A 25,184-nucleotide genomic window follows, 5' to 3' on the forward strand; every position below is an offset into this window, starting at 1 on the left:
GATTTGGGTCCGATACCGCGTTTCGGGTGGAATGATGGGGAGGGGTAGTATTCACGTAAAGCAAACACGGCGACAAGATCGAAGAGGTCAAAAGGTGTCAACGAAGCAGTCCCAAACAGCGAACAACCACTCGACAGGGGACGAGGTTGATGTCCTCCTAGTTGGTGCGGGTGTCATGAGCGCGACACTGGGGGCAATGCTCCGCCAGCTCGAGCCATCCTGGTCTCAGCTCATTTACGAGCGCCTTGATGGCGCAGCGCAGGAGTCTTCCTTCCCCTGGAACAACGCGGGTACCGGCCACTCCGCACTGTGCGAGCTCAACTACACGCCGGAGAAGAACGGCCGCATTGATGTGACCAAGGCTGTGGCAATCAATGAGAAGTTCCAGGTCTCCCGCCAGTTCTGGACCCATCAGCTCAATGAGGGCGTGCTGTCTGACCCGACCGAGTTCATCAACCCTGTCCCGCACGTGTCCTTCGCGCAGGGCCACGATCAGATTGAGTACCTGAAGCACCGCTACGAGGCGCTGTCCGAGAACTACATGTTCCCGGACATGCAGTTCACCGATGACCGGGAGAAGTTCGCTGAGAAGCTGCCTCTCATGGCTGAGCAGCGCGATTTTGACGCTGAGCCTGTGGCCATCTCCTGGGTTGACGCTGGTACGGACGTCAACTTCGGTGCACTGACCAAGCAATTCATCGATCACTCCCAGACCCAGGGCACCGAGGTCCGCTACGGCCATGAGGTTGTGGACATCAAACGTGAAGGCAGCTTCTGGAAGGTCACCGCCAAGAACCTGCACACCGGTGCCAAGGAAACCACCAAGGCTCGCTTCGTCTTCGTCGGTGCTGGCGGCTACGCCCTCGACCTGCTGCGCAAGGCCAAGGTGCCTGAGGTTCGCGGCTACGCAGGTTTCCCCATCTCGGGTGCATGGCTGCGCACCACCAACCCGGAACTCGTGGCTAAGCACCAGGCCAAGGTGTACGGCAAGGCAAAGGTGGGTGCCCCGCCGATGTCCGTCCCGCACCTGGACCTGCGCGTTATCGACGGCAAGCAGTCTCTTCTCTTCGGCCCGTTCGGTGGTTGGACGCCGAAGTTCCTGAAGGAAGGCTCCTACCTCGACCTGTTCAAGTCCATCCGCGTGGACAACATCCCGTCCTACCTGGGTGTTGCTGCATGGAACTTCGGCCTAGTCAAGTACCTGGTGGAGGAAGTGTTCAAGTCCTTCGACGGCCGCGTGCACGACTTGCACGAGTACATGCCGTCCGCTGACGGCAAGGATTGGGAGGCTGTCATTGCTGGCCAGCGCGTCCAGATCATTAAGCCAGCAACCCCGCCACACTTCGGCTCCCTGGAGTTCGGTACCGCCCTGGTCAACAACCAGGATGGCACCATCGCTGGCATCCTCGGTGCTTCCCCGGGTGCGTCGATCGCTCCGGCTGCGATGCTCGAGCTGCTTGAGCGTTGCTTCGGTGAGCGCATGATCGAGTGGAGCCCGAAGCTCTACGAGATGATTCCTACCTACGGCAAGACCCTCATGCGTGAGCGTGACCTGTACGAGAAGCAGTGGGCAGAGACCCAAGAGGCACTGAAGCTCAACCGCTAAGTGCTTAAGTACCGCAGAAGGTGATGAACGGTTCGCCGTCATCCCCCTCGGGCTCGGCCATCCAGGCCGGGCCCGCTTCTGCGTTATAGGGGTCCGTTACGGCGGTGAGCAGCTCAATGAACGGCTGCAAGTCGCCATCGCGTTCAGCACTGCTGATGGCACGATCAAGCATTCGGTTACGCGGGATGAACAGCGGACCGCCGTGGTGTTCGTGGTTGTACGTGGTGATGTCATCCGCTTGGGCCAGCGCCTGCGGGGCAGGCACGTGTTTCTCCCACGCGCGGTGCCAGGTGGGTTCCATGTCTGCGAGGACTTCCTGCATTGCGTCGGTGTTGCTCACTGGTAATAAAGCCTCCGCCAGGCGCGTGAGGTTCCATGCCATGATGTCCGGCTGATTCCCAAATGCGTAGCGGCCCTGCGCATCGATGGAGGAAAACACAGCCGCCGGCCGAAACTTCTCAGTGAAGGCGCACGGGCCATAGTCAATCGTCTCGCCGGACAAGGCAACGTTGTCGGTGTTCAACACCCCATGGACAAAGCCGATGCGCATCCACTGCGCAACCAGGTCGAGCTGGCGTGCCATGACGGTGGCAAGGAGATCTTCCGGCGCGTCGAATCCGGCGGCGTCGATAAGCTTTTCTGCGAGCTCCGGGGACCGTGAGGCTGCATACTGAACCGATCCGATACGCAGGTGGCTACGCGCCACTCGTACCACGATCCCGCCCGGCACATAACCCTGCTGCCGTAGTACCGTCTCCCCGGTGGTCAACACCGCTAAAGAGCGGGTCGTGGGAACACCCACCGCGTGCATGAACTCGCTCACCAGATACTCCCGCAGCATTGGTCCGAGTGCCCCGCGACCATCCGAACCCGGGCGGGAGAAAGGTGTCGGGCCGGAGCCTTTGAGCTGAATTTCTATGCGGCCGTCCGCGGTGGGGAGGTCGCCGAGGAGGAGGGCGCGGCCATCGCCAAGCAATGGCACAAACTGCCCGAACTGGTGCCCGGCGTACGCGGTGGCGTGCCCGCCGTCGGCCCCCGATATCCACCGGAGACCGTCGTCGCTGTGCAGCCACGTGGGGTCTAGCCCGAGGTCCCGCGCCAGCGCTTCATTGAGCACCACGATTTGAGGGGCCGGGAAGTCCGCGCCGCGTGCTTCGACCGCCATGGAGGGCAGTGCGTCGGCGAAAGAGTGTTTCAGGGCGAGCATATGGCCAGCGTAGACAGGCTGACCGTGTGGTACGGTAAAGCGGTACAACTAAGGAGGGGTCATGGCACTAAGCGCTAGTGAAGCACGGCGGACGCTGTTCCCACTCATTGAGCGTGTTAACAACGATCGCTCTGTCGTGGAAATAACGTCCCGTTCCGGCAACGCGGTCCTCATGTCGGCGGATGATTACGCCGCCTGGGAGGAGACTGCTCATATCTTCCGTTCCCCCGCGAATGCACGTCGAGTTCTCGATGCTTACGAAGCTGCGCGTGCGGGTGAGTTTGTAGAGCACGCGATCGAGAACTAATGCGTCTGGTGTGGGTCGCCCACGCGTGGGAGGACTATCAGTATTGGCAGCGTGAGGACCGTAAGACGCTGAAGCGCATCAACCAGTTGATCCGAGACACGATGCGTGACCCGTTCGAAGGGATCGGGAAACCGGAGCCCCTCAAATATGGTGCGGAAGGGGCCTGGTCGCGGCGGATCACGCAGGAACACCGGCTCATTTATTTGGTGGACGGTGATGATCTGATCATCCTGCAGGCCCGCTACCACTACTGATGTGCCCCACCCTAGACTTGGGTGCCATGAACGGAACCGCCACGATGCGCACGCTCGATCGCCTCATCATCGACGAAGCGCCGATCCGCGCCACCGCCACCACTCTCATTTGCCACGACCCCACCTTGGACCTCACCCGCGCGGCGCTGGCGGAAGGTGGCCCTGTGGTGTTCCTGGACTCGGATTACGCGCGCAGCCAGGAGGCCGCGTCGCTTGGTGTCGTGGTTGCCGGTGATGTGCGGCTGGACGAGTTCCTGGCCGGTGCGAGCAGATCCGCCGTGGCAATAGGGGAGATGCCCAAGTCCCTAGCGCGGCTGGACTACCTCGCGCGTTCTATCGCTGGTGCTGGCTACGAAGACGTCCGCGTGGTGCTCGGCGGGAATAACAAGCACCTCTCGCGCGGCATGAACGCGACGCTCGCGGAATCTTTCAGCGATGTCAGTGCCTCTCGCGGTCGCGGGAAATTCCGCTGCCTCGTTGCCACCGGCCCGCGCTCCGTGACCTACGAGCCGGTGCGTGGGGACGGCCTCGTTGCCTACGGCGGCGTCTTCTCCGGTGCGAAACCGGACCGCGGTGGGGAGCTGCTGCGCTCCTGCCTGCCCGCTGAGCCGGGCAGGCTGCTTGATCTCGGCTGCGGCAACGGTTCCGTTACTCGTGCCCTTGATTCGCAGGCGACAGACTCCGATGCTGACGCTGTCCTCTCCGCCCGCGCCATCGGCCTGGATGCCACGTGGGATGATGCTGGCTCACGGTTCCCGGATGCATCCTTTGACACCGTCGCCCTGAACCCACCGTTCCACGACGGTACTGCCGTCGACGCCACCTTGGTGCAGAAGCTTCTCGACGCCGCCGTGCGCCTCCTCACCCCCAACGGCGAGCTCTACCTGGTGCATAACTCCCACTTGCGCTACCGCGGGGAAGTGGAGCGCCGCTTCACATCGGTGAAACAGGTGGCGCGTGACAAAACCTTCACCGTCTTGCGCGCAACGCAGTGACCTCAGCCTAGAACGTCAAAAACGGCGCCACTGTCACAATCACGATCAGCACCACGAGCGTGAGGACGTACCGCTTCACCGGTGCGTGAGCCCAGTTCAGATCCACCTTGCTTTGGTTGAAGGGGGAGACCCAGGCGACCATCGGGTCGTTGGATTTGTTGTAGAAGCCCATGCCGCCACCGAAGCCGAAGTACTTCTGGCGGGTGCGCTCCTCATCGTCGGTGGGCATGGCTGCCAACTGGTCCTGCCAGCGGGAGATCTGAACAAACGTGTAGCCCAGTGCGGCGATGATGCTGACTATCAGCAGGATGATGGTGGCGATGAGGTAATCCCCATAGGAGGGGAAGGTGAGAGTGAACTGCATGAGGCACATCGGCACGACGGTGGCCAACGCCAGCCATGCGAGTGAGCGCTGGGTGATGCTGAGTAGGGTGGCAGCCTTATCGGCGGCGGTGTTGGAGAAGGGGATAGCGGGTTCCTCGGCAGTAACAGGGAATCGCATCTGAGCCATGGCTGGCCGTGGCGCTGCGAAAGCCACGAGCACGAGGAGCAGCACGGAGTACCACACGCCGAAGGTAGCGGAGGGGATGGACTTCGGCTGGGTCCGGTCGACCTCACCACCTGGGCCCACGTGCACAGGAATATTGTCCGGCGCGGCATCAATATTCAGCACGATCAACGCGAAGCTGAACAGCGCAAAAGCTACTGCGACACCATAAATAGTTCGGGAGGACATAGAACAACTTTAGCCACGGAGGGAACCAAATCGGGGTCTAGGGCAGTCCAAGTAAATGAGAACAACAATTCACTAAAGGGGGACATATGGACGTGGGGAGAGAGCTGGGGTTGGTGGCGGGGCTCGTCGATAAGCGAAAAAGCGATGGGCTAATGGTGGCAGTGAGCGCATCACGTGCGATGTGTGCAGAAATGTACGCAACGCTGAGCTCTCATGAGAGGCGCTGGCTGCGCGCGGCGGCTGTGGCGCAAAGTCACCCAAAGGCTGTGGTGACGGGGCGTGCGGCCGCGCGGTTGACCAACATGTGGGTTGTTGCAACCAGCGAAGAGACGGTCGAACTCATGCTGCCCAGCGGTGGTGTGCCGCAACGATCGCGGTGGGCGGAAGGGGTGAGCTACCACCGTGGTGCCCTCGCTCCACATGAGATTGGGTATATCGAGGCCTACGGAGGGTTCGCAGTGACCACGCCGATCCGCACCGCGATCGATATTGTTACCCGTCACGGATTCGCCGAAGGGATCGTGGCCTTCGACTGGCTGCTCGCATCGCGTAAGGTGACCCGCGATGAGCTCCGCGCCACCGTTGATGCCATGCGCGGTAAGAAAGGAGTCGCGGTTGTGCGGAAAGTTCTCGCACATGCGGTGGCCAACTCCCAATCACCGTATGAAAGCTATGCGCGAGCATTGCTGATTTGCGCGGGGCTTTTTCCCACGACCCAAGCACCCATCGGGCCGTACCTAGTCGACCTGCTCATTGGCTTAGTTGTCATCGAGATCGACGGGAAAGTGAAGTACGACGGCACCACCTACCGGCCAGTTGCTGAGACTCTCCTCCGCGAACGTGAGCGAGAGGTGCAGATCCAGAACAGTGGCTATGTGGTGCGCCGGGTGAAACCGGCAGACCTGCTACGGGACCCGGAGGGGTTCGTCGCGGGGATCATGACGGCGTAGGCCGCTGCCGGGTCGGTTTGACGATGGCAAGTGGCGAAACCTAAAACACCAGGTCAGTTTTGGCCTTCAGTCGCCATAGTCAAACCGTTCAACAGCTAGACGACGAGCGTCAGCCGGTTCCCATCCACTTCCACCGTCATCCCGGCAGCCTCAGCGATGGCTGCGACACCCTCGATATCAGTGACCGAGTCCGCATCGGGAGCGGTGGCCAGCACGCGGGCGAGCTCGCCTTTGTAGTGCTTGTTGAAGTGGCTGACCACCTTGCGTGTGCCATCCTCCTGCAACGACTCGACGCGGACGGTGATCGCGTCGGGCACAGGGCCGAGTTGCTGGTAAGCGCCGGAGCGCATGTCCACGATCAGATCATCCACCGCGAGCAGAGCGTCGGTGATGGCGGTGCCCCAGCGGGCTTTCATGGTGGGGGTACTGCGCTGAGACGGAAGTTTCGAGCCACCGGAGAGCCGGTAGCGGGGGATCATGTCGCCGGCGCGGACAACGCCGAAGAGGGCGGAGCCGATGGCCAGGCGCGCCAGGGCGGGGTCGGGGAGGGTGTCGGCAGACAATGCGTCATAAAGCACTCCCGTATACCGGTAGATGGCGGGCATGACGGGCGCTGAGCGCAGCGAGAGGTTCTCCGCGGCTTCCTCGCGCTTGGTCGGAGGGAGTTTGAGCGCGGACATCATCTCGTCGAGCTCGAGTGCGGCAAGGTCATCCATGATCTCATTGCGGATCGAATCGAGGGATGGGAAAGAGACGTCGATGCCATCCATTTCGCCGCCGGGAGCTTTGGTTTCAGAAGGCGGAAGCACAATCAGCATGCCGTCCAAACTACATGTCCACGGGCAGGGTTAAGATGACGGGCATGATCACACGTTTGTCCACGCTGTTCCTGCGCACGCTGCGCGAAGACCCTGCTGATGCTGAGGTGCCCAGCCACAAGCTGCTGGTGCGCGCCGGGTATATCCGCCGTGCGGCGCCGGGCGTGTATTCGTGGTTGCCGCTCGGTTTGCGGGCTGTGCGCAACATCGAGGAGATTGTGCGCGAGGAGATGAACGCGATCGGTGCACAGGAGCTCCTGTTCCCGGCGCTTTTGCCGCGTGAGCCGTATGAGGCGACGAACCGTTGGACAGAGTACGGCGATGATCTGTTCCGTCTGAAGGACCGCAAGGGCACGGACATGCTGCTGGGCCCGACGCATGAGGAGATGTTCACGCTCGCCGTGAAGGACTTGTACTCGTCGTACAAGGATTTCCCGGTGACGCTGTACCAGATTCAGACGAAGTACCGCGATGAGGCGCGTCCGCGCGCGGGCATTCTGCGTGGCCGTGAGTTCGTGATGAAGGACTCTTACTCCTTCGACATGTCCGATGAGGGCCTGGATGAGTCCTACACGAAGCACCGTGGCGCGTACGAGCGGATCTTTGACCGCGTGGGCCTGAAGTATGAGATTTGCCAGGCCACGTCAGGTGCGATGGGTGGTTCCGCCTCCGAAGAATTCCTCGCATACTCGGACAACGGCGAGGACACATTTGTTGTCTCCACCGCGGGGGATTTCGCGGCGAACGTAGAGGCTGTGGTGACGGTTCCTCCGGCGGAGCAGCCGATCGAGGGCCAGCCGGAAGCGGTCGTGCATGACACGCCGAAGTCGGAGACGATTGAGACGCTCGTCGAGTGGGCAAACAGCGTGGGCGTGCTTATCGACGGCCGCCCGGTCGAAGCCGCTGACACCCTCAAGTGCATGGTTGTGAAGGTCAACGATCCGCGCCAGGTGGACGAGGATGGCAAGCCGGTCGGCCCGCAGCTGACTGGTGTGCTCATCCCGGGTGACCGCGAGCTGGATGAAAAGCGCCTCGAGGCGTCCCTCGAACCGGCCACCTTTGAGCTGGCCAGCGAAGAGGACTTCAAGAACAATTCCTTCCTGGTCAAGGGCTACGTCGGCCCGAAGGCACTGAACGCCAACGGTGTGAAGGTCTACGCCGATCCGCGCGTGGTTGCTGGTTCCTCCTGGATCACCGGTGCGGATGCGCCGCAGAAGCACGTTGTTGGCCTGGTGGCTGGCCGCGATTTCGAGGTCGATGAGTTCATCGAGGCAGCGGAGATCAAGGAGGGTGACCCGTCGCCAAGCGGCAACGGCACTGTGAAGCTGGCGCGCGGCATTGAGCTGGGCCACATCTTCCAGCTTGGCCGTAAGTACACCGAGGCGATGGATGTGCAGATCCTCGACGAGAACGGCAAGCGTGCTGTTCCGACAATGGGGTCTTACGGCATCGGCGTGACCCGCATGCTCGCCGTGATCGCGGAGCAGACCCACGATGAGAAGGGCCTGGTCTGGCCGAAGGAGATCGCGCCGTACCAGGTGCACCTCGCCGTGGCTAACAAGGATGAGGCCGCGCTCAAAGAGGGTGAGCGCCTGGTGGGCGAGTTTGAAAAGGCCGGCATCGATGTGCTTTTCGACGATCGCCCGAAGGTCTCCCCAGGCGTCAAGTTCAAGGATGCTGAACTTCTGGGTATGCCGTTCATTGTGATCCTCGGTCGTTCCTTCGCCGACGGAATCATTGAGCTGCGTATCCGCGGTGGTGAAACGCTGGAGGTTCCGGCGGATCAGATCGTGGACAAGGTGCGCGAACTGGTCAACGGCTAGCGCTAACGGCTAGTTCTGGCTGGCTGCGCTTTGGGCGTGGCCGGCTAACAGGATGGCCAGTTCACGCCATTCGGGGGAATCAGCATTGGCGGCTGCGGCGCGCCAATGCTCAACCAGGTTGTTTTCTAGCGCGTCGACGAACGCCGTGGCTTCAGCCGGGTTTGTCGGTGCGCCGTCGGGGATCTCATAGCCGGCTTCGCGGGCGGGAAGCTCCGCAGTGGGGAAGGTGTGGTGGAGGGTGGCCACGCGGGCGTCATGAAGCAGCCGCAGATCGTTGATGCGGCTGTGGAGTTGCTCGTCGGCGTAGGCGCTGGCGATGTCCAGGCCGAATTCCACGGCGTACTCGGCGCTGACGAGCTCCTTGGCGGCATTGAGGGGCTCAAGCCCCTCAATGGGGGGCTTAAAGCCATCAATCGGGAGCTTCGCGGCGGCAGCAGCGTCGATCGCTTGAGCAATCACGAGATCGCGGGATTCGGCGGGGACTTTATCGGCGGCTGTGGCGGTGCGGGTAACAAGGTCCTCCGCGGTACCGCTGGCGGGAAGGTCGGTGTCGCCGTACGTGACGTTGCAGGAGGTGGGCACATCGCCGTGTTCATTGGTTCCACACAGGCGCCGTGCTTCCTCTTGAAGTTGGTCAGCGTGGGTGGCGCGGAGTTCGTTCCACTCGTTGTTGCCACCGAATTGATCGGCGGAGGCCTGCTTGGCTAGCTCCATGATGGTGCCGTTGGCGCGCGGGCCAAAGAGATCGGCGGGGGAGCAGGCGGTTAGTGGCAAGACTGCGACGATGCATAGGGCAGCGAAATGGCGGGGGGACTTCACGTGGTCGACCCTACCGGCAGGGCAGTACAGTGGCCTGCATGGCATTCCCGCAAGTTGAAGAACTCACTGCTCTGATCCGCCCAGTTACTGATGCGCGGGGCTTTGACATCGAAACCGTGAAAACGGTCAAAGCTGGCAAAAAGTCCCAGGTCGTTGTCGCTGTGTCGGGTGATGACGCGCCGACGCTGGACCAGTTGGAAGAGGTGTCCAATGAGCTTTCTGAGCTTTTCGACGCTGCCGAGGACCGCGGCGACGTCAACTTCGGCGCCGGCTACACCTTGGAGGTGACCACCCCTGGCATTGATCTGCCACTGACGGAGCTCCGCCACTGGCGCCGTAATCGGGGGCGACTGGTGAAGCTGAGCGGGGAGGTCTTCCGTATTGGCGCCGTGGATGAGGCAACCGAGCAGGTGGTGCTCATCGTGCCGGTGAAGAAGGGGGAGCCTGGTGTGCGCGTGGTTCCTATTTCGGATGTGTCGGGTGCAGTGGTAGAAATTGAGTTCAACGCTCCGCCACAAACAGAGATCGACGTGGCGGAAACACCCTTCGGCGAGATCGCTGAGATCGCCGAGGAAAGCACCACCGGGAAGGACGACAAGTGAATATTGACATCGCAGCACTAAAAAACATTGAAAAGGAAGCCGGCATTCCGGTTGAGGACCTTCTGGGCACTATTGCTGCTGCACTGCTGCACGCCTACCGCGAGCACAAGAACGATGGGATGACTCCAACGGCTCCTACTGAAGGTTCCAAGGCGCGGGTGGACATTGATACCGAGACTGGTGATGTTGAGGTCATTGTCAGCGAACTGGATGAAGAAGGCAACGCCGTCTCCGAATTCGATGACACCCCGGTGAACTTCTCTCGCGTGGGTGCTTTGGCTGTGCGCGACGCGATTCTGAAGCGTCTGCGTCAGGCTGAGGCGCAGCGTGCATTCGGTGAATACTCCGAGCTCGAAGGCAAGGTTGTCTCTGGTGTTGTGCAGCGTGATGCGAATGCGAACGCGCGCGGCATCGTCGTGGTGCAGTTGGGTACCGAGTCTGACCCGCAGGACGGTATCTTGCTTCCCGCCGAGCAGATCCCGGGTGAGAAGCTCGAGCATGGTGACCGCGTGAAGGCCTACGTGGTGGGTGTTTCCGGTGGTGAGCGAGGCACGACGGTGAACCTGTCGCGCACGCACCCGGAACTCGTCCGTGGTCTGTTTGCGCTCGAGGTGCCAGAGGTTGCTGATGGGGCAGTGGAGCTGGTGTCCATTGCGCGTGAGGCTGGCCACCGTTCCAAGGTCTCCGTCAAGGGTGTAGCTAAGGGCATTAACGCTAAGGGGGCCTGCATTGGCCCGCGTGGTGCGCGCGTGACCAACATTATGGAGGAACTTGGCGGCGAGAAGATCGACATCGTTGACTACTCCGATGACCCAGCCGTGTACGTGGGCAATGCGCTGGCACCGTCCAAGGTTGTCCGCGTGGAAGTTCTCGATCATGATGCCCAGACTGCCCGAGTGACCGTGCCGGACTACCAGCTGTCCTTGGCCATTGGCCGTGAAGGTCAAAATGCTCGTCTGGCAGCGCGCCTCACCGGCTGGAAAATCGACATCCACTCCGATTCCGGTGTGGGGACGACAGATCAGACCGACCAAGCGGAGTAACAGTTCGCGCCAAAGTGGCGTAAGGTGGTTCAGTGGCTTCAATCTGGCAGAACTGCTGGGGTAGGGGTCGTCGATAAGCGAAAATGAGCAAGAAACATGAACCAGTCCGCATGTGCATAGCCACACGCCAACTGCAACCAGCAACAAAGCTCCTCCGCATCGTCGTCGACCCGGCTGATCCAACACGGATCATCCCCGACCCCAAGCGGATCTTGCCGGGACGCGGAGCGTGGATCACACCCACGCTCGCTGCGTGTGAGCAGGCGGAATCACGCCGCGCCTTCGGGCGGGCCCTCCGCGTGTCTGCGAAAGTGGACACTAGCCATGTGCGCAAGTACATCGCCGACGTGGAAACCACCACGCCGGCGGGCAAAACAGTAAGTGAAAAGGACTAAAGAACTGATGAGTCTTCAACCATGAAGCAGAAAATGCATCAGCGATGAACGTCATGACCATCGTCTAGAGGTCGCCCGCGTAGCTCCGCGAGCTGCCGTGCCACCTCTAGCCTGACCAAGAGGAGACACGTGCCCGGAAAGCTACGCGTTCACGAACTGGCAAAACAGCTCGGCGTAACAAGTAAGGAACTACTCGCCACCCTGAAAGAGGAAGGCGAGTTTGTAAAGACTGCTTCTTCCACCATCGAACCCCCGGTGGTGAAGAAAATGATTGCGCTCTACGAAGAGCGCGGTGGCGGTGCTGCCGACGCGAAGGATGCGAAGGCCGCAGAAGCACCGAAGAAGCCGGCGGCGAAAACCGCTGCAAAGCCGGCTGCTAAGCCTGCCGCAAAGCCGGCACCGAAGTCTGCTGCTGCGAAGCCTGCTACGCCAGGTCCGAAGCCGGCTGCGCCGAAACCAGCTGAGGCTGCAAAGCCGGCTGCGCCCAAGCCTGCTGCGCCAGGACCGAAGCCGGCAGCTCCGAAGCCGGCCGCTAAGCCAGGGGATGCGGCATCTGCAATGCCACGCCCGATGCCGAAGCCGGGTGGTCGCCCACGCGTGGCTAACAACCCGTTCTCGTCCAACACTGGTGGCCCACGCCCACAGCCGCGTCCTGGTGGCAACCGTGGCGGCGGTGCAGGTGCTGGCGGGGGTCAGCGTCGTTCTGGTGGCGGCCAGGGCCAGCGTGGTTCCGGCGCACCGCGTCAAGGTGCACCGAGCCCAGCGGATATGGCTAATGCGCCAAGCCCGGGCCAGATGCCGTCGCGCGCCGCTACCCGCGGTGGTGGTCGTGGCCGTGGTCAGGGTGGCCCCGGTGGTGGTCGTGGCCGTGGACACGGCGGACCGGGCGGTCCCGGTGGCTTTGGCGGACCCGGTGGCGGGTTCCGCGGCCGTGGCGGTCGCCGTGGTGGTACCGCCGGTGCTTTCGGTCGCCCAGGTGGCGCACCTGGCCGTGGACGCAAGTCCAAGCGCCAGAAGCGTAATGAGTACGAGGAGATGCACGCACCGAACGTCGTTGGTGGCGTTCGCCTGCCGGATGGCGGCGGTAAGACCGTTCGCCTGCGCCAGGGTGCGACCCTGTCTGACTTGGCAGAAAAGATTGGTACTGAGGCATCGAGCCTCGTCCAGGCTCTGTTCAACCTCGGCGAGATGGTGACGGCGACGCAGTCTGTCTCCGAAGACACCCTGCAGCTGCTGGGTGCGGAGATTAACTACGAAGTCCAGATTGTCTCCCCAGAGGATGAGGACCGTGAGCTGCTCGAGTCCTTCGACTTGCAGTTCGGTGAGGACGAAGGCGGTGAAGAGGCGCTCGAGCAGCGTCCACCGGTTGTGTCCGTCATGGGTCACGTTGACCACGGTAAGACTCGCTTGTTGGACTCCATCCGCAACGCCAACGTTGGTCGTGGTGAGGCTGGCGGTATTACCCAGGGCATTGGTGCGTACCAGACTGAGGTCACGCTTGATGGTGAACCCCGCAAGATCACCTTCCTGGACACCCCGGGCCACGAGGCGTTTACCGCCATGCGTGCCCGTGGTGCGAAGTCCACGGACTTGGCCATCCTCGTGGTCGCTGCAGATGACGGCGTGATGCCGCAGACCGTGGAAGCCATTAACCACGCGAAGGCAGCTGATCTGCCGATCGTGGTTGCTGTGAACAAGGTGGATAAGCCTGAAGCACAGCCGGACAAGATTCGTGGCCAGCTCACTGAGTACGAGCTGGTGCCGGAGGAGTACGGCGGCGACACGATGTTCATTGACATCTCCGCGAAGAATGGCACCGGCATCGATGAGTTGCTGGAAGCTGTTCTGCTCACCGCCGATGCATCGCTGGAGCTCACCGCTAACCCGGACATGGATGCGCAGGGTCTGTCCATTGAGGCGCACCTGGACCGTGGCCGTGGTCCGGTGTCCACCGTGATCGTTCAGCGCGGTACCCTCCGCGTTGGCGATTCCATCGTTGTGGGCGGCAACTTCGGTCGCGTTCGCCGCATGATTGATGAGTGGGGCAATGACGTGGAAGAAGCAGGCCCGTCCTGCCCGGTCCAGGTCCAAGGCCTCAACGGTGTTCCGGGTCCTGGTGATAACTTGCTCGTGGTCGAAGATGACCGCGTTGCGCGCCAGATCGCTGCACAGCGTGATGCCCGCCAGCGTGCTGCTATGCAGGCCCGCAAGAAGAAGCGCGTCTCCCTGGAGAACCTGGATCAGGCACTCAAGGAGACGAACACGCTCAACCTCATTCTCAAGGGCGACAACGCCGGTTCGGTGGAAGCCCTGGAGGAGGCGCTGCTCAAGATCGAGGTCGACGACGAGGTGGATGTGAACATCATCGACCGCGGTGTCGGTGCGGTCACGCAGACCAACGTCTCTCTCGCTGCGGCGTCGGATGCTGTCATCGTGGCCTTCAACGTTCGCTCCGAGGGCAAGGCCACGGAAGAGGCCAATGAGGAAGGTGTGGAGATCCGCTACTACTCGGTGATCTACCAGGTCATCGAGGATGTGGAGGCTGCTCTCAAGGGCATGCTCAAGCCGGTCTACGAGGAGCGGGACCTGGGTACCGCGGAGATCCGCCAGATCTTCAAGGCATCCGCTGTGGGTCTCATCGCTGGTTGTATGGTCACCACTGGCAGTGTCAAGCGTGGTGCGAAGCTGCGCCTCGTGCGCGATGGCAACGTGATCACACCGGACGCAACCATCACCTCCCTGCGCCGGGAGAAGGACGACGTCACCGAAGTGGCCAAGGGCTACGAGTGCGGTATGGTCCTGTCCTACCCGGATATCCAGGTGGGCGATGAAATCCAGGCCTACGAGATGGTCGAGGTACCAAGGACGTAGGTGGGGGATGAGAGAGGTCGTCGATAAGCACATGCTTATCGACGACTTTCTTTAGCCCTGTAGACTTAAACCCTATTCTGCTGCTGACATCAAAGGAGTGACGTATGGTTGACAACACGCGCGCACAACGCCTGGCAAAGAGAATCCAGACGATCGTGGCTAGCGCTATCGAGCGCCAGATCAAGGACCGCCGCTTGGAATTGGTCACCGTCACTGATGTCCGCGTGACCGGCGATTTGCATGACGCGACTGTGTACTACACGGTGCGCGGCGCGAATATTGATGATGAGCCGGATTATGAGCAGGCGGCGGAAGCCCTCCACCGTGCTCGTGGTCAGCTGCGCAAGATCGTCGGCGATGAGCTGGGCGTGCGCTTCACTCCAACGCTGGCTTTTGAGCTGGACACCGTGCCGGAGGCATCCGCCCGCATGGAGGAGCTTCTCGCTCGTGCGCGTGCCCGCGATGAGGAGCTGGCTGAGCTGAAGAAGAATGCCACCCCGGCGGGTGATGCGGACCCGTACAAGACGAGGGACGAATAAATGGCCGGTGACATTCAGGCCGAATATCGGGCCTTGTTTGGCCCCGGTGAAGGTGACTTCGCCGGTGTGGCCGCGAAGCTGCGCGCGGCGGATGAGGTGCACATTGTCACCCACATCCGGCCGGATGCGGACGCGGTGGGATCTGCTCTCGGTCTGAAGTATGCGCTTGATGCGCTGGGTGTGCCGTCATCGGTGTACATCGGGCAGAAAGAGGAGCTCCCAGAAAACATCCGCACCGTGCCTGGTGTGGGAACGGTAGCGTTGGGGAAGCCGCTGCCATCTACCGGCCTGGTGGTGACCACGGATTGTGCGTCGTTAGATCGCACTGGCATGTACCACGACGAGCTGGCAAGCCACCCGGAGCGTGTTGTGGTGATTGACCACCATGCTTCGAATCCCGGTTATGGGGCGCTGAACTTGGTGCTGCCGTCTGAATCGACGACGGTGATTATCCGTGAACTGCTGTCCCATATGGGTGTTGAACTCACCCCTGATATTGCGTACTGCCTGTACGCGGGCCTGGTAACAGACACCGGGAGTTTCCGGTGGGGCACCGCCCGCATGCACATCCTCGCCGCTGAGCTGATGGAACATGGTGTGGACACCCGCGCCGCAGCGATGGACCTCATGGACGCGGTGTCTGCTGATGATTTGAAGCTCATGGGCGATGTCATGGCGGGTATGGAAACCCGCGTGGCGGGCCGCTACACCATCTCTGTACTGGCGATTGATGATGCGCATTTGCGTCACATGAACCAAACCGCGATCGAAGCCATCATTGAGTACTCGCGTGCGTTGACCGGCAGTGATATCGGTGTGGTGTTCAAGGAAATCCACCCGGGCTATTGGTCTGTGTCCCTGCGTTCGAGCGTGGTCAACGTTGCGGACGTGGCTGCCATGCACGGTGGCGGTGGACACGTACCGGCTGCGGGATACTCTGTGGCGGGGGCTGTGGACGCTGCTATCGACGCGCTGCAGCAGTCTGTTTCGGAGCTTCCGTGACGGATGTGACCGCCCGGCGGGTGCTTGCACTCGCCCTTCCTGCCCTTGGTGTGCTCGCGGCGAATCCGCTGTATCTGCTGCTGGACACCGCAGTGATTGGTCGCCTTGGCGCGGTGGAGTTGGCGGCGCTTGCAGCGGGTGCCACTGTGCAATCCACGGTGACCACGCAGTTGACGTTTTTGTCCTACGGGACGACAGCACGCTCAGCCCGTTTCTATGGGGCGGGTAATAAAGACCAAGCGATTGCTGAGGGTGTGCAGGCCACATGGGTCGCCCTAGGCGTGGGTGCGTTGCTGGCCACGCTGGTGTGGATCTTCGCCCAGCCGATCGCGCTGTTTCTTACCAATGATCCCGCGACAGCTGGCCAGGCAGTGTGGTGGATGCGCACCGCTGCTTTTGCTATTCCGTTGACGCTGATCATCATGGCGGGCAATGGCTGGCTGCGTGGCATTCAGAACACCCGGCTGCCGTTCGTGTTCACGTTGTGTGGCCTGATACCGGGTGCCATCGCGTTGCCCTTCCTTGTAGCCCACTTCGGACTCGTGGGGTCAGCGGTGGCCAACATCATCGGGATGGGGCTCACCGCAACGGGTTTCATCGTGGCGTTGACCCGTGCGCACAACGGGCCGTGGAAGCCGGATTGGCGTGTGATCAAGCAGCAGCTGGTCCTGGGGCGTGATCTCATCGTGCGCTCGCTGTCCTTCCAGGTGGCGTTTGTCTCCGCGGCGGCGGTGGCAGGCCGCGTTGGTGTGGCAGCACTCGCCGCGCACCAGATCATGCTGCAGCTGTGGAATTTCCTCACGTTGGTGCTCGACTCTTTGGCTATTGCCGCGCAGACTCTCACCGGTGCTGCGTTGGGCACCGGCAGGGTTGATACCGCACGCGATGTGGGGCGCCAGGTGGTGCGTCTCTCCGCGGGCTTCGCGCTGATCTTGGCGGCGATCTTCGCGGTCGGTGGTCCGGTTATCCGTCGTATCTTCACCTCCGAGCAGATGGTGTTGGATGCCATGGTGGTGCCATGGTGGGTGCTCATCGCCATGGTCGTGGCCGGGGGAGTGCTCTTTGCTCTCGACGGCGTGTTGTTGGGTGCCAGCGACGCTGCGTTCTTACGCACGCTCACAGTGGCCTCGGTGGTCTTCGGTTTCCTGCCAGGTATTGCCGTTGCCTACTGGGCTGGTACAGGTCTGACGGGTATCTGGTGTGGTTTGGCCGCGATGATCGCGCTGCGATTGGTTGGTGTGATCTGGCGGTTTAAATCCATGCGCTGGGCACTCACAGTGGTAGGAACATAAGTACGATGACTGAGCAGCCAAGAGACAAGCGGACCACCACCTTGTGGGCGGTCTCTGATTTGCATGCGGCGGTGAAGGCGAACCAGCCGCGGTTGGAGGAGATCCAGCCGAATGATCCCTCCGACTGGCTCATTGTCGCTGGTGATGTTGCAGAACGCACCGAGCTGGTGGTCCAGGTGATGCAACAGTTGGTGGAGCGTTTCCACACCGTCATTTGGGTGCCGGGAAACCACGAACTGTTTTGTCGTGGGATGGACCGGTACAAGGGGCGCGAGAAGTATGAGCACTTGGTGGAGAAACTGCGCGCCATCGGGGTGATCACCCCGGAAGACCCGTACCCAGTGTTCGCGGGTGTGACCATCGCGCCACTGTTCACCTTGTATGACTACTCTTTCCGCGGCCCCATGATGAGCGTGGAAGAAGCACTCGCGTCCGCACGGGCGCGCGAGATCGTGCTCACGGATGAGGTGGCCATCGCCCCCTTCGTGGATATTCGCGCGTGGTGCTGGGACCGGTTGGCGTACACGACCAGGAGGCTTTCCCGGGTCGAGGGGGAGACCATCTTGGTCAATCACTGGCCACTCATCCAAGAGCCAACGGACAAGATGCTGTGGCGTGAGATCGCCCTGTGGTGTGGCACCCGGCATACCCGGGGGTGGGCGAAGCGCTATAACGCCCGCGCGGTCATTTACGGCCACCTGCACATGCCTGGGGTGGAAACGTATGAGGGCGTGGACCACATTGAGGTCTCCTTGGGCTACCCGGATGAGTGGCGCCGGCGCGGGGATGTGCCACAGTGGCCGTACCCGGTGATGGAGGTGGAGCAGTGATTGATCGCGATCTGTTCCCCGCACCCGCTCGTGTGGTGTACATGTTCACCGACCAGGCCAATGGTGACACGGATTTAAGCAACTACAACGAGTTGCATCCCGAAGAGCGCATCGTGGTCAGCCGTGCTGTGGATTCCCGGAAGGGGGAATTCGGTGACGCACGCTGGTGCGCGCATGAGGCGCTGCGCGAGCTCGGTGTGGATTCAGTCCACGCGATTTTGCGTGGGGAGAAAGGAATGCCGTTGTGGCCGGAGGGCTACACCGGTTCCCTGACTCATACGGAGGGACTGCGCATCGCGGTGGCAGCGCCAACAAAGGAGTTGAGGACCGTGGGTATTGATGCGGAACCAGCCGAACCGCTGCCGGACGGTGTGCTGGAGGAGATCGCCCGGCCACAGGAGCGTCAGTGGGTAGATGCCCAAAAGGCTGCGGGCCACGACTGGGCGGACCGCCTGTTGTTCTGCGCGAAGGAAGCCACCTACAAGGCATGGTTCCCCATGACGTTGCGCTGGCTCGGCTTCGAGGACGCGGAGATTGATATCCGTGAGGATGGCACGTTCATCGCCTACATTCTGAAACGCCCAACGCCGGTGCCGTTCATCGAGGGCCGGTGGGTTGTCTGCGGCGGCTATGTGTGCGCCAGCACCTTCGTGGTGCGGTAGCGCCCTAGAGGGTGGACGGGCGAGCGACGAAGATCGTCGCTAAGCGTGAGCCTTTTTCTTTGACCAGCGCGACCGCGCGACCGTCCGGACCGACTGCGGCGTGCACGCCGTTGAGTCCGCGTGGCTCGAGCCATTTGCCCATTGCGAGCGCCGCGTACTCGTCGGCGGTGACCTCAAGGACAGGCCACGCGGTGGTCAGCGCCTCATCCAGCGACAAGGACAGCTGCGCTGATTCCTCCAGATCCTCCAGCGTGCGCGCATGCGCGAGGGTGAAAGGCCCCGATGCTTCACGACGCAACGCGGTCAAGTGCCCGCCCACCCCAAGTGCCTCACCCATATCGCGGGCAAGCGAACGGATGTAAGTGCCGGAAGAGCAATGCACGCGGGCGTCCACGTCCAGGAAAGAGCCCTCGTGGCGGATCTTGGAAACATCGAAGGAAAACACCGTTACCGGCCGCGCCGGGATGATCACTTCTTTGCCTTCGCGCACGAGTTCGTGGGCGCGCTTGCCGTCGATTTTGATGGCGGAGACCTTGGAGGGAACCTGCATGATATCCCCGGTCAATGCGGCGACTTGGGCCAGGATCGCCTCATCGGTGAGCGCGGAGGCATCTGTCTGCGAGACGATTTCGCCTTCCGCATCATCGGTTGTCGTAGCGGCGCCGAGGCGGATGGTCGTGGAGTACACCTTCTCATCGGCCACGAGGTGTGCCAGCAGCTTCGTGCCCCGTTCAATACCGGCGACAAGAACGCCGGTGGCCATCGGATCAAGCGTGCCAGCGTGCCCCACTTTGCGGGTGCCAAAGAAGCGTCGCAGTCGCGCGACAACATCATGGCTGGTCATGCCAGCTGGTTTGTCCACAACGACGATGCCGGATGTGGACAGGGGGTCAGGGTTTTGGCCAAGGTTCATGGGTCTAACCCTATGCACTACGCTAGCGCGAGTGGATATTTTGTCAGGGCTCGCTGAGGTTCCCGCCGGTCTGAATGGCCCGGTGGTCACCATTGGGGTCTTCGACGGGGTGCACCGTGGCCACCAAAAGCTCATCGGGCATGCGGTGGACCGCGCCCGTGAAGCCGGTGTGCCTAGCGTGTTGATGACCTTCGACCCGCACCCAGTTGCCGTGTTCGCGCCGGAGTACACCCCGGACGTGCTCATGCCGCTGGAAGAGCGCGCCCGCCTCATTGAGGAGCTCGGCGTTGACTACATGCTGGTCATCGACTTCACCAAAGAACTCGCGGGGGAGAGCCCGGAGGATTACTTCGTACAGGTGATCGTGGATAAGCTCCATGCTTCCCGCGTCGTCGTGGGGGAGAACTTCACCTTCGGTGCGGGAGGGCTGGGCACGGCGCGCACGATGCAGGAGCTCGGTGAAAAATATAGCGTGGATGTGGACATTGTTTCTTTGCTTTTCGACGGCTCCTCCCGCGTCTGCTCCACCTCCATCCGCCACGCGCTGTCCGAGGGTAATGTGGGCCAAGCGTCTGAATTCCTTGGCCGTGCTTTCTCCGTAACAGCGCGTGTGGAGCGCGGCGCCGGACGCGGTGGACGTGAACTGGGCTACCCAACGGCGAATCAGTACGTCTGCGATAACGAGGCCGTGCCAGGTGATGGCGTGTATGCCGGCTGGTTCACCGTGCTGCCTGAAGAAGGCACTGGCCCGATTGACGGGGACATGGAGCTTGGGGTCCGCTACCCGGCGGCGATCTCCGTGGGCACGAACCCCACGTTTGGGGATGCGCGCCGCAGCGTTGAGTCCTTCGTACTGGACCGTGACGCGGACCTGTATGGGCGACTGGCGCGCGTGGAATTCGTGGCGAAGGTGCGCGACATGGTGAAGTTTGATTCCGTCGACGAGCTGTTGGACAACATGGCGCGCGACGTAGCAAACGTACGCACCCTGCTTGAGCACGCTTAAGTGCTTACCGGTTAGGCTTGGGCGCCATGACCCGCAAAATGATTCTGGATCTTGATACCGGCATCGATGATGCCCTCGCTCTCGCCTACGCACTGGGCTCTGAAGAAGTGGACCTCATCGGTGTGACCGGCACCTACGGCAACGTTCTTGTTGAAACCGGTGTGCGCAACACCCTGGCCATTCTCGAGCTCTTCGGTCGCACCGATGTCCCAGTGTTCGCCGGCCCGGGACACGCTAGCGCGAAGGAGTCCTTCGAGGTGCTAGAGATCTCCGAGTTCATCCACGGCAAGAACGGCATCGGCGAAGCCGAGCTGCCGGAGCCCACGCGCCGGGTGGAGCCGAAGTCTGCGGTGGACTTCCTCGTGGAGTCAGTGGAGAAGTACGGCGATGAACTCGTGATCGTCCCCACTGGTCCGTCTACCACGATCGCTGCGGCGGCGAAGGTGAGCAAGACGTTTGCGGAAAAAGCCCACATCGTCATGATGGGTGGCGCGCTCACCGTCCCAGGCAACGTGTCCCCGTGGGCGGAGGCCAACGTCAACCAGGACCCAGAGGCAACGGACGCGATTTTCCGCAGCATGAAAGACATCACCATGATCGGCCTGGATGTCACGCTGCAGACCCTGCTCACCACCGCCGAGACCGCACAGTGGGAAGCACTGGGAACCCCGGGCGGGGACTTCCTAGCCGCTGCCACGAATTACTACATTGGCGCCTACGACACCACCGCACCGCACCTGGGTGGCTGTGGCTTGCACGACCCGCTGGCCGTCGGTGTTGCCATTGACCCAACGCTGGTGACCACCCTGGACATCAACCTCAAGGTCGACACCGAAGGGGCAACCCGCGGACGCACCATTGGTGATGAAACTCGCCTCAATGATGAGACGAAAACCGCCAAGGTTGCCGTGTCTGTAGACAAGCAGCGCTTCCTCGAAGAGTTCATGCGTCGCCTCACTGGCTTGGCGGAGAAGAACTAACACATAGAAACACATAGCGCGGAATTAACAGTTTCCGCTCATAGTGCGGTACTCTTTCCTCTTCGGTAGCGGCTCGCGTGACTGTGGTTCGCAGCAGTCCCCGCCACTGAATTCCGATGAATGCGAACTGAAATAACCAAGGAGAACAATTCCCATGGCTTTGACCACTGAGAAGAAGGCCGAAATCCTCAAGGAGTACGGCGTACACGAGACCGACACCGGTTCCCCGGAGGCTCAGGTTGCACTGCTCACCGAGCGCATCAACAACCTCACCGAGCACCTCAAGGACCACAAGCACGATCACCACTCCCGTCGTGGTCTGCTGCTGCTCGTTGGTCGTCGTCGCGGTCTGCTGAAGTACCTGCGCGAGAACAACGTTGAGCGTTACCGTGACCTCATCGCCCGCCTGGGTCTGCGTCGATAAGCAAAAAGCTTTTCTTCCAGAACGAGCAACGGCCGTCATTTTTGGCGGCCGTTTTTCGCGTGCATACGGTGTTTTGGGTGGCCAGCTGGTAGTGTGCCTGGGTGTAAAAAAGATTCATCTCGGCGGCACCGACGACCGCCACGAACCCATGAAAGGGATCTGTTGAGCAAGAACACAAAACACACCCCGGATAACTCTGTTGAATTCCACATTGATGAGGAATTCGGTGTGACCGAAGCAACCGCCATCCTGGACAACGGTGACTTTGGTACCCGCACTGTCCGGTTTGAAACCGGCCAGCTGGCACGCCAGGCTGATGGCTCGGTGACCACCTACCTCGACGACGACACGATGCTGCTGGCCACCACCACCGCATCCAACCAGCCGCGCGAAGGCTTTGACTTCTTCCCGCTCACCGTTGACGTGGAAGAGCGTATGTACGCCGCTGGCAAGATTCCGGGCTCGTTCTTCCGCCGTGAAGGTCGCCCGTCCACACAGGCAATCCTGGCGTGCCGTCTCATTGACCGTCCGCTGCGCCCGACCTTTGTGAAGGGTCTGCGCAATGAGGTCCAGGTTGTTATCACCGTGATGAGCTGGGACCCGGAGGAGTACTACGACGTCGTGGCTATTAACGGCGCGTCCGCCGCAACGCAGCTGTCGGGGCTGCCGGTCTCCGGCGCTGTTGGTGGTGTGCGCATGGCGCTCATCGCTGATGAGAAGCACCCGAAGGGCCAGTGGGTTGCGTTCCCGAACCACGAGCAGCACGAGCAGGCTGTCTTTGAAATGGTCGTGGCTGGCCGCATCGTTGAGAAGAAGAAGGGCCGCCGCAAGGTCCAGGACGTTGCCATCATGATGGTGGAAGCGGGCGCTGGCGTGAATGTGATGAAGCTGGTGGCTGACGGTGCACCGGCACCGACGGAATCCACCGTCGCTGAAGGCCTTGAGGTTGCGAAGCCATACATCAAGACCCTGTGCGAGGCGCAGAATGTTCTGGCGGAGAAGACCGCGAAGGAAGCGCAGGAGTTCCCGCTCTTCCCGGCATACAGCGACGAGGTCTTTGACGCTGTGGAGAAGAAGGCTTCCAAGAAGCTGGCCAAGCTGCTCACCATCGCGGGCAAGGCTGAGCGCGATGATGCGACCAACGAGTACATGGAGGAGATCGAGGAGAGCCTGCTGTCCTCCTTCACTGCTGAGGACGCATCCAAGGAAATCCGCGCTGCTTACAACGCGCTGATGAAGCAGATTGTGCGCGAGAAGATCCTCACCGAGGGCTTCCGTATCGACGGCCGTGGTGTCACCGACATCCGCGACCTTGGCGTCGAAGTTGAACTGATCCCGCGTGCCCACGGCTCCGCACTGTTCGAACGTGGTGAGACCCAGATTCTCGGCGTGACCACCTTGGACATGCTGAAGATGGAGCAGCAGCTGGATTCCCTCCACCCGGAGACCTCCAAGCACTACATCCACCACTACAACTTCCCGCCGTACTCCACGGGTGAGACCGGCCGCGTCGGTTCCCCGAAGCGCCGCGAGATCGGCCACGGTGCCCTTGCTGAGCGTGCCCTCGTACCGGTGATCCCGTCCAAGGAGGACTTCCCGTACACGATCCGCCAGGTCTCTGAGGCTCTGGGCTCCAACGGCTCTACCTCCATGGGTTCCGTGTGTGCATCGACCCTGTCCTTGTACAACGCTGGCGTGCCGCTGGCTGCACCGGTCGCCGGTATCGCCATGGGTCTTGTCTCTGGCGAGGTTGATGGTGAGACCAAGTACGTCGCCCTGACCGACATCCTCGGTGCCGAGGATGCCTTCGGCGATATGGACTTCAAGGTTGCCGGTACCCCGGACTTCATCACCGCCCTGCAGCTGGACACCAAGCTCGACGGCATCCCGTCGGACGTTCTGGCCAACGCTCTGAATCAGGCCAAGGACGCTCGCGTGACCATCCTGGACACGATGGCTGAGATCATCGAGGGTCCGGATGAGATGAGTCCGCTGGCACCGAAGATCACCACGGTGCACGTGCCCGTGTCCAAGATCGGTGAGGTCATCGGCCCGAAGGGTAAGACCATCAACCAGATCACCGAGGAGACCGGCGCTGACATCTCCATCGAGGATGACGGCACCATCTACGTTGCTGCTGCTACCGGTGAAAGCGCGGATGCTGCGATCGAGCAGATCAACGCGATTGCGAACCCGCAGCAGCCGAAGGTGGGGGAGCGTTACCTGGGCACCGTTGTGAAGACGGTTGCTTTCGGGGCGTTCGTGTCCCTCACACCGGGCCGTGATGGTCTGGTGCACATCTCCAAGCTCGGCGGCAACAAGCGCATCGAGAACGTAGAGGACGTGGTCAATGTCGGCGACAAGATTGAGGTGGAGATCGCGGACATCGATAACCGCGGCAAGATCTCGCTTGTTCCAGTCGAAGACTAAGCACGTGCTTATCCCCGTAGCCCCCGGCCAGTTCTGAAACGGAACCAGCCGGGGGCTTCGTCATGCGCTTATTTTTGGACGTCCACGACTACGCGTGTCGGGTTCTCAATCACTTCGATCTTGAAGGGGCGCTTCTTGTCCACACCGATGTACCAGGTGGAGTCGCCTTCGTCCCAGCCGGAGTAGAGACAACGTCGGTGATGCTGGGGGCGTGCCCATCTGAGCCTTGTGGGGCTTCATAAGGGTCGCTCACACCGCGTACGAGAACACGGAGTGCGGCGCCACCGTTGACGGGGACATCAAAGCCGGACCCGGGTTGGCTGGGCTGATCGTCGTACTCCGCCATGATCCACGGCGTGCCAGTGCCGCCGATATCGAAGACGAGGCGATCAAATGTGTCATGCGCACCAATGCGTACACCGGTGACCTTGTACGAGCCGTCCAGGTGGTCCTTGATCTCCACGCGGTCCGTGGCAAAACCCTCCGCGGCAGCTGGTTCTGGGGCGGCTTCCTCCGTGGTCTCCATCGTTGTGGTGATGGTGTTCGGGGGAGCTGATTCACGCAGTGTCATCACCGCTTCGTCAGGTTCTTGCAGTTGAGAACAGGCGCTAAGCGATATGGCGGCGAAGAACACGCTGCACACTGCGCCTACGCGACGGGCAGGGAGCATTACCGTGTGC

General features: G+C 61.5%; 26 protein-coding genes. 19 read left to right on the forward strand and 7 right to left on the reverse strand.

The annotated features are described in order from the left end of the window. The first annotated feature begins 175 nt into the window (after positions 1-175). Positions 176-1,606, forward strand: a complete 1,431-nt coding sequence (gene mqo, locus QP968_RS01755) for a malate dehydrogenase (quinone) (protein ID WP_502870899.1) — start codon at positions 176-178, stop codon at positions 1,604-1,606. 4 nt (positions 1,607-1,610) lie between these two features. Here mqo and QP968_RS01760 read toward each other — a convergent pair whose 3' ends face one another. Next, positions 1,611-2,813, reverse strand: a complete 1,203-nt coding sequence (locus tag QP968_RS01760; protein ID WP_284854684.1) for a protein adenylyltransferase SelO family protein — start codon at positions 2,811-2,813, stop codon at positions 1,611-1,613. Between the two features lie 61 nt (positions 2,814-2,874). On the opposite strand from QP968_RS01760, the gene QP968_RS01765 reads away from it, so the two are divergent. The 3 genes from QP968_RS01765 to QP968_RS01775 are packed head-to-tail and all read left to right on the forward strand — an operon-like array spanning position 2,875 to position 4,369. Next, the gene (locus QP968_RS01765) at positions 2,875-3,120 is read left to right on the forward strand and encodes a type II toxin-antitoxin system Phd/YefM family antitoxin (protein ID WP_284854686.1); all 246 of its coding nucleotides are present in this window, start codon (positions 2,875-2,877) and stop codon (positions 3,118-3,120) included. Beyond that, positions 3,120-3,374 carry a Txe/YoeB family addiction module toxin gene (locus tag QP968_RS01770; RefSeq protein ID WP_076598803.1) on the forward strand — a complete coding sequence of 85 codons (255 nt, stop codon included), beginning with the start codon at positions 3,120-3,122 and terminating at the stop codon, positions 3,372-3,374. Before QP968_RS01765 ends, QP968_RS01770 begins: the two co-directional genes overlap by 1 nt. Before the next feature lie 26 nt (positions 3,375-3,400). Next, positions 3,401-4,369: a class I SAM-dependent methyltransferase gene (locus QP968_RS01775; RefSeq protein WP_284854693.1), complete on the forward strand. Its 969-nt coding sequence runs from the start codon at positions 3,401-3,403 to the stop codon at positions 4,367-4,369. Between the two features lie 7 nt (positions 4,370-4,376). On the opposite strand, the gene QP968_RS01780 is transcribed toward QP968_RS01775, so the two are convergent. Further along, positions 4,377-5,105 carry a DUF1648 domain-containing protein gene (locus tag QP968_RS01780; RefSeq protein WP_284854695.1) on the reverse strand — a complete coding sequence of 243 codons (729 nt, stop codon included), beginning with the start codon at positions 5,103-5,105 and terminating at the stop codon, positions 4,377-4,379. An 86-nt stretch (positions 5,106-5,191) separates the two neighbouring features. Here QP968_RS01780 and QP968_RS01785 point away from each other — a divergent pair, with 86 nt between their 5' ends. Then, positions 5,192-6,055 carry a putative endonuclease domain-containing protein gene (locus QP968_RS01785; RefSeq protein ID WP_284854697.1) on the forward strand — a complete coding sequence of 288 codons (864 nt, stop codon included), beginning with the start codon at positions 5,192-5,194 and terminating at the stop codon, positions 6,053-6,055. Between the two features lie 95 nt (positions 6,056-6,150). On the opposite strand, the gene yaaA is transcribed toward QP968_RS01785, so the two are convergent. Then, the gene (yaaA, locus tag QP968_RS01790) at positions 6,151-6,873 is read right to left on the reverse strand and encodes a peroxide stress protein YaaA (protein ID WP_284854699.1); all 723 of its coding nucleotides are present in this window, start codon (positions 6,871-6,873) and stop codon (positions 6,151-6,153) included. A gap of 44 nt (positions 6,874-6,917) precedes the next feature. Between yaaA and QP968_RS01795 the strand changes: the two genes are divergently transcribed. Continuing rightward, positions 6,918-8,696, forward strand: coding sequence for a proline--tRNA ligase (locus QP968_RS01795; protein ID WP_284854701.1), 1,779 nt, complete (start codon positions 6,918-6,920; stop codon positions 8,694-8,696). Positions 8,697-8,705: 9 nt separating this feature from the next. Here the strand turns inward: QP968_RS01795 and QP968_RS01800 are convergent, their stop codons facing one another. Beyond that, entirely contained in the window at positions 8,706-9,515 is an 810-nt protein-coding gene (locus QP968_RS01800; RefSeq protein ID WP_284854703.1) for a DUF4439 domain-containing protein, read from the reverse strand. Positions 9,516-9,553: 38 nt separating this feature from the next. Between QP968_RS01800 and rimP the strand changes: the two genes are divergently transcribed. From rimP to QP968_RS01845, 9 genes are all read left to right on the forward strand, one after another. Next, positions 9,554-10,117 carry a ribosome maturation factor RimP gene (gene rimP, locus QP968_RS01805; protein ID WP_284854704.1) on the forward strand — a complete coding sequence of 188 codons (564 nt, stop codon included), beginning with the start codon at positions 9,554-9,556 and terminating at the stop codon, positions 10,115-10,117. Next, complete coding sequence (gene nusA, locus QP968_RS01810; protein ID WP_284854706.1) at positions 10,114-11,160, forward strand: transcription termination factor NusA; 1,047 nt, start codon at positions 10,114-10,116, stop codon at positions 11,158-11,160. Before rimP ends, nusA begins: the two co-directional genes overlap by 4 nt. Positions 11,161-11,243: 83 nt before the next feature. Further along, on the forward strand, positions 11,244-11,555 hold the full coding sequence (locus tag QP968_RS01815; RefSeq protein WP_284854708.1) for a YlxR family protein: 312 nt from the start codon (positions 11,244-11,246) through the stop codon (positions 11,553-11,555). A 129-nt stretch (positions 11,556-11,684) separates the two neighbouring features. Further along, the gene (gene infB, locus QP968_RS01820) at positions 11,685-14,426 is read left to right on the forward strand and encodes a translation initiation factor IF-2 (protein ID WP_284854710.1); all 2,742 of its coding nucleotides are present in this window, start codon (positions 11,685-11,687) and stop codon (positions 14,424-14,426) included. A 104-nt stretch (positions 14,427-14,530) separates the two neighbouring features. Beyond that, positions 14,531-14,965, forward strand: coding sequence for a 30S ribosome-binding factor RbfA (rbfA, locus tag QP968_RS01825; RefSeq protein ID WP_284854712.1), 435 nt, complete (start codon positions 14,531-14,533; stop codon positions 14,963-14,965). Then, positions 14,966-15,967, forward strand: a complete 1,002-nt coding sequence (locus QP968_RS01830; protein ID WP_284854714.1) for a DHH family phosphoesterase — start codon at positions 14,966-14,968, stop codon at positions 15,965-15,967. It begins immediately after the preceding gene. Continuing rightward, complete coding sequence (locus tag QP968_RS01835) at positions 15,964-17,259, forward strand: MATE family efflux transporter (RefSeq protein WP_284854716.1); 1,296 nt, start codon at positions 15,964-15,966, stop codon at positions 17,257-17,259. The genes QP968_RS01830 and QP968_RS01835 overlap by 4 nt, the downstream gene beginning before the upstream one ends. A gap of 5 nt (positions 17,260-17,264) precedes the next feature. Continuing rightward, a complete protein-coding gene (locus QP968_RS01840; protein WP_284854718.1) occupies positions 17,265-18,089 on the forward strand; it encodes a metallophosphoesterase family protein in 825 nt (274 codons plus the stop codon). Next, entirely contained in the window at positions 18,086-18,751 is a 666-nt protein-coding gene (locus QP968_RS01845; RefSeq protein ID WP_284854720.1) for a 4'-phosphopantetheinyl transferase family protein, read from the forward strand. The genes QP968_RS01840 and QP968_RS01845 overlap by 4 nt, the downstream gene beginning before the upstream one ends. Before the next feature lie 4 nt (positions 18,752-18,755). On the opposite strand, the gene truB is transcribed toward QP968_RS01845, so the two are convergent. Then, positions 18,756-19,664, reverse strand: a complete 909-nt coding sequence (truB, locus tag QP968_RS01850) for a tRNA pseudouridine(55) synthase TruB (RefSeq protein WP_284854722.1) — start codon at positions 19,662-19,664, stop codon at positions 18,756-18,758. A 31-nt stretch (positions 19,665-19,695) separates the two neighbouring features. Between truB and QP968_RS01855 the strand changes: the two genes are divergently transcribed. The 4 genes from QP968_RS01855 (at position 19,696) to QP968_RS01870 (ending at position 24,504) form a co-directional block, all read left to right on the forward strand. After that, a complete protein-coding gene (locus QP968_RS01855; protein ID WP_284854723.1) occupies positions 19,696-20,670 on the forward strand; it encodes a bifunctional riboflavin kinase/FAD synthetase in 975 nt (324 codons plus the stop codon). A gap of 26 nt (positions 20,671-20,696) precedes the next feature. Next, positions 20,697-21,650 carry a nucleoside hydrolase gene (locus QP968_RS01860; RefSeq protein WP_284854725.1) on the forward strand — a complete coding sequence of 318 codons (954 nt, stop codon included), beginning with the start codon at positions 20,697-20,699 and terminating at the stop codon, positions 21,648-21,650. Between the two features lie 154 nt (positions 21,651-21,804). Further along, positions 21,805-22,074: a 30S ribosomal protein S15 gene (gene rpsO / locus QP968_RS01865; protein WP_284854727.1), complete on the forward strand. Its 270-nt coding sequence runs from the start codon at positions 21,805-21,807 to the stop codon at positions 22,072-22,074. A 159-nt stretch (positions 22,075-22,233) separates the two neighbouring features. Continuing rightward, entirely contained in the window at positions 22,234-24,504 is a 2,271-nt protein-coding gene (locus tag QP968_RS01870) for a polyribonucleotide nucleotidyltransferase (RefSeq protein WP_284854835.1), read from the forward strand. 68 nt (positions 24,505-24,572) lie between these two features. Here QP968_RS01870 and QP968_RS11310 read toward each other — a convergent pair whose 3' ends face one another. Next, entirely contained in the window at positions 24,573-24,647 is a 75-nt protein-coding gene (locus tag QP968_RS11310; protein ID WP_502870900.1) for a hypothetical protein, read from the reverse strand. Beyond that, on the reverse strand, positions 24,614-25,174 hold the full coding sequence (locus QP968_RS01875; protein ID WP_502870901.1) for an AMIN-like domain-containing (lipo)protein: 561 nt from the start codon (positions 25,172-25,174) through the stop codon (positions 24,614-24,616). Before QP968_RS01875 ends, QP968_RS11310 begins: the two co-directional genes overlap by 34 nt. Between the last annotated feature and the right edge of the window lie 10 nt (positions 25,175-25,184).

The sequence above is a fragment of the Corynebacterium sp. MSK041 genome (assembly GCF_030232265.1).
In the GTDB taxonomy this organism is placed as follows: domain Bacteria; phylum Actinomycetota; class Actinomycetes; order Mycobacteriales; family Mycobacteriaceae; genus Corynebacterium.

Coding starts and splice junctions, on each gene's coding strand:
- mqo (WP_502870899.1), top strand. CDS start 176: ATGAGCGCGACACTGGGGGCAATGCTCCGCCAGCTCGAGCCATCCTGG.
- QP968_RS01760 (WP_284854684.1), bottom strand. CDS start 2,813: ATGCTCGCCCTGAAACACTCTTTCGCCGACGCACTGCCCTCCATGGCG.
- QP968_RS01765 (WP_284854686.1), top strand. CDS start 2,875: ATGGCACTAAGCGCTAGTGAAGCACGGCGGACGCTGTTCCCACTCATT.
- QP968_RS01770 (WP_076598803.1), top strand. CDS start 3,120: ATGCGTCTGGTGTGGGTCGCCCACGCGTGGGAGGACTATCAGTATTGG.
- QP968_RS01775 (WP_284854693.1), top strand. CDS start 3,401: ATGAACGGAACCGCCACGATGCGCACGCTCGATCGCCTCATCATCGAC.
- QP968_RS01780 (WP_284854695.1), bottom strand. CDS start 5,105: ATGTCCTCCCGAACTATTTATGGTGTCGCAGTAGCTTTTGCGCTGTTC.
- QP968_RS01785 (WP_284854697.1), top strand. CDS start 5,192: ATGGACGTGGGGAGAGAGCTGGGGTTGGTGGCGGGGCTCGTCGATAAG.
- yaaA (WP_284854699.1), bottom strand. CDS start 6,873: ATGCTGATTGTGCTTCCGCCTTCTGAAACCAAAGCTCCCGGCGGCGAA.
- QP968_RS01795 (WP_284854701.1), top strand. CDS start 6,918: ATGATCACACGTTTGTCCACGCTGTTCCTGCGCACGCTGCGCGAAGAC.
- rimP (WP_284854704.1), top strand. CDS start 9,554: ATGGCATTCCCGCAAGTTGAAGAACTCACTGCTCTGATCCGCCCAGTT.
- QP968_RS01815 (WP_284854708.1), top strand. CDS start 11,244: ATGAGCAAGAAACATGAACCAGTCCGCATGTGCATAGCCACACGCCAA.
- rbfA (WP_284854712.1), top strand. CDS start 14,531: ATGGTTGACAACACGCGCGCACAACGCCTGGCAAAGAGAATCCAGACG.
- QP968_RS01830 (WP_284854714.1), top strand. CDS start 14,966: ATGGCCGGTGACATTCAGGCCGAATATCGGGCCTTGTTTGGCCCCGGT.
- QP968_RS01840 (WP_284854718.1), top strand. CDS start 17,265: ATGACTGAGCAGCCAAGAGACAAGCGGACCACCACCTTGTGGGCGGTC.
- truB (WP_284854722.1), bottom strand. CDS start 19,664: ATGAACCTTGGCCAAAACCCTGACCCCCTGTCCACATCCGGCATCGTC.
- QP968_RS01860 (WP_284854725.1), top strand. CDS start 20,697: ATGACCCGCAAAATGATTCTGGATCTTGATACCGGCATCGATGATGCC.
- rpsO (WP_284854727.1), top strand. CDS start 21,805: ATGGCTTTGACCACTGAGAAGAAGGCCGAAATCCTCAAGGAGTACGGC.
- QP968_RS01875 (WP_502870901.1), bottom strand. CDS start 25,174: ATGCTCCCTGCCCGTCGCGTAGGCGCAGTGTGCAGCGTGTTCTTCGCC.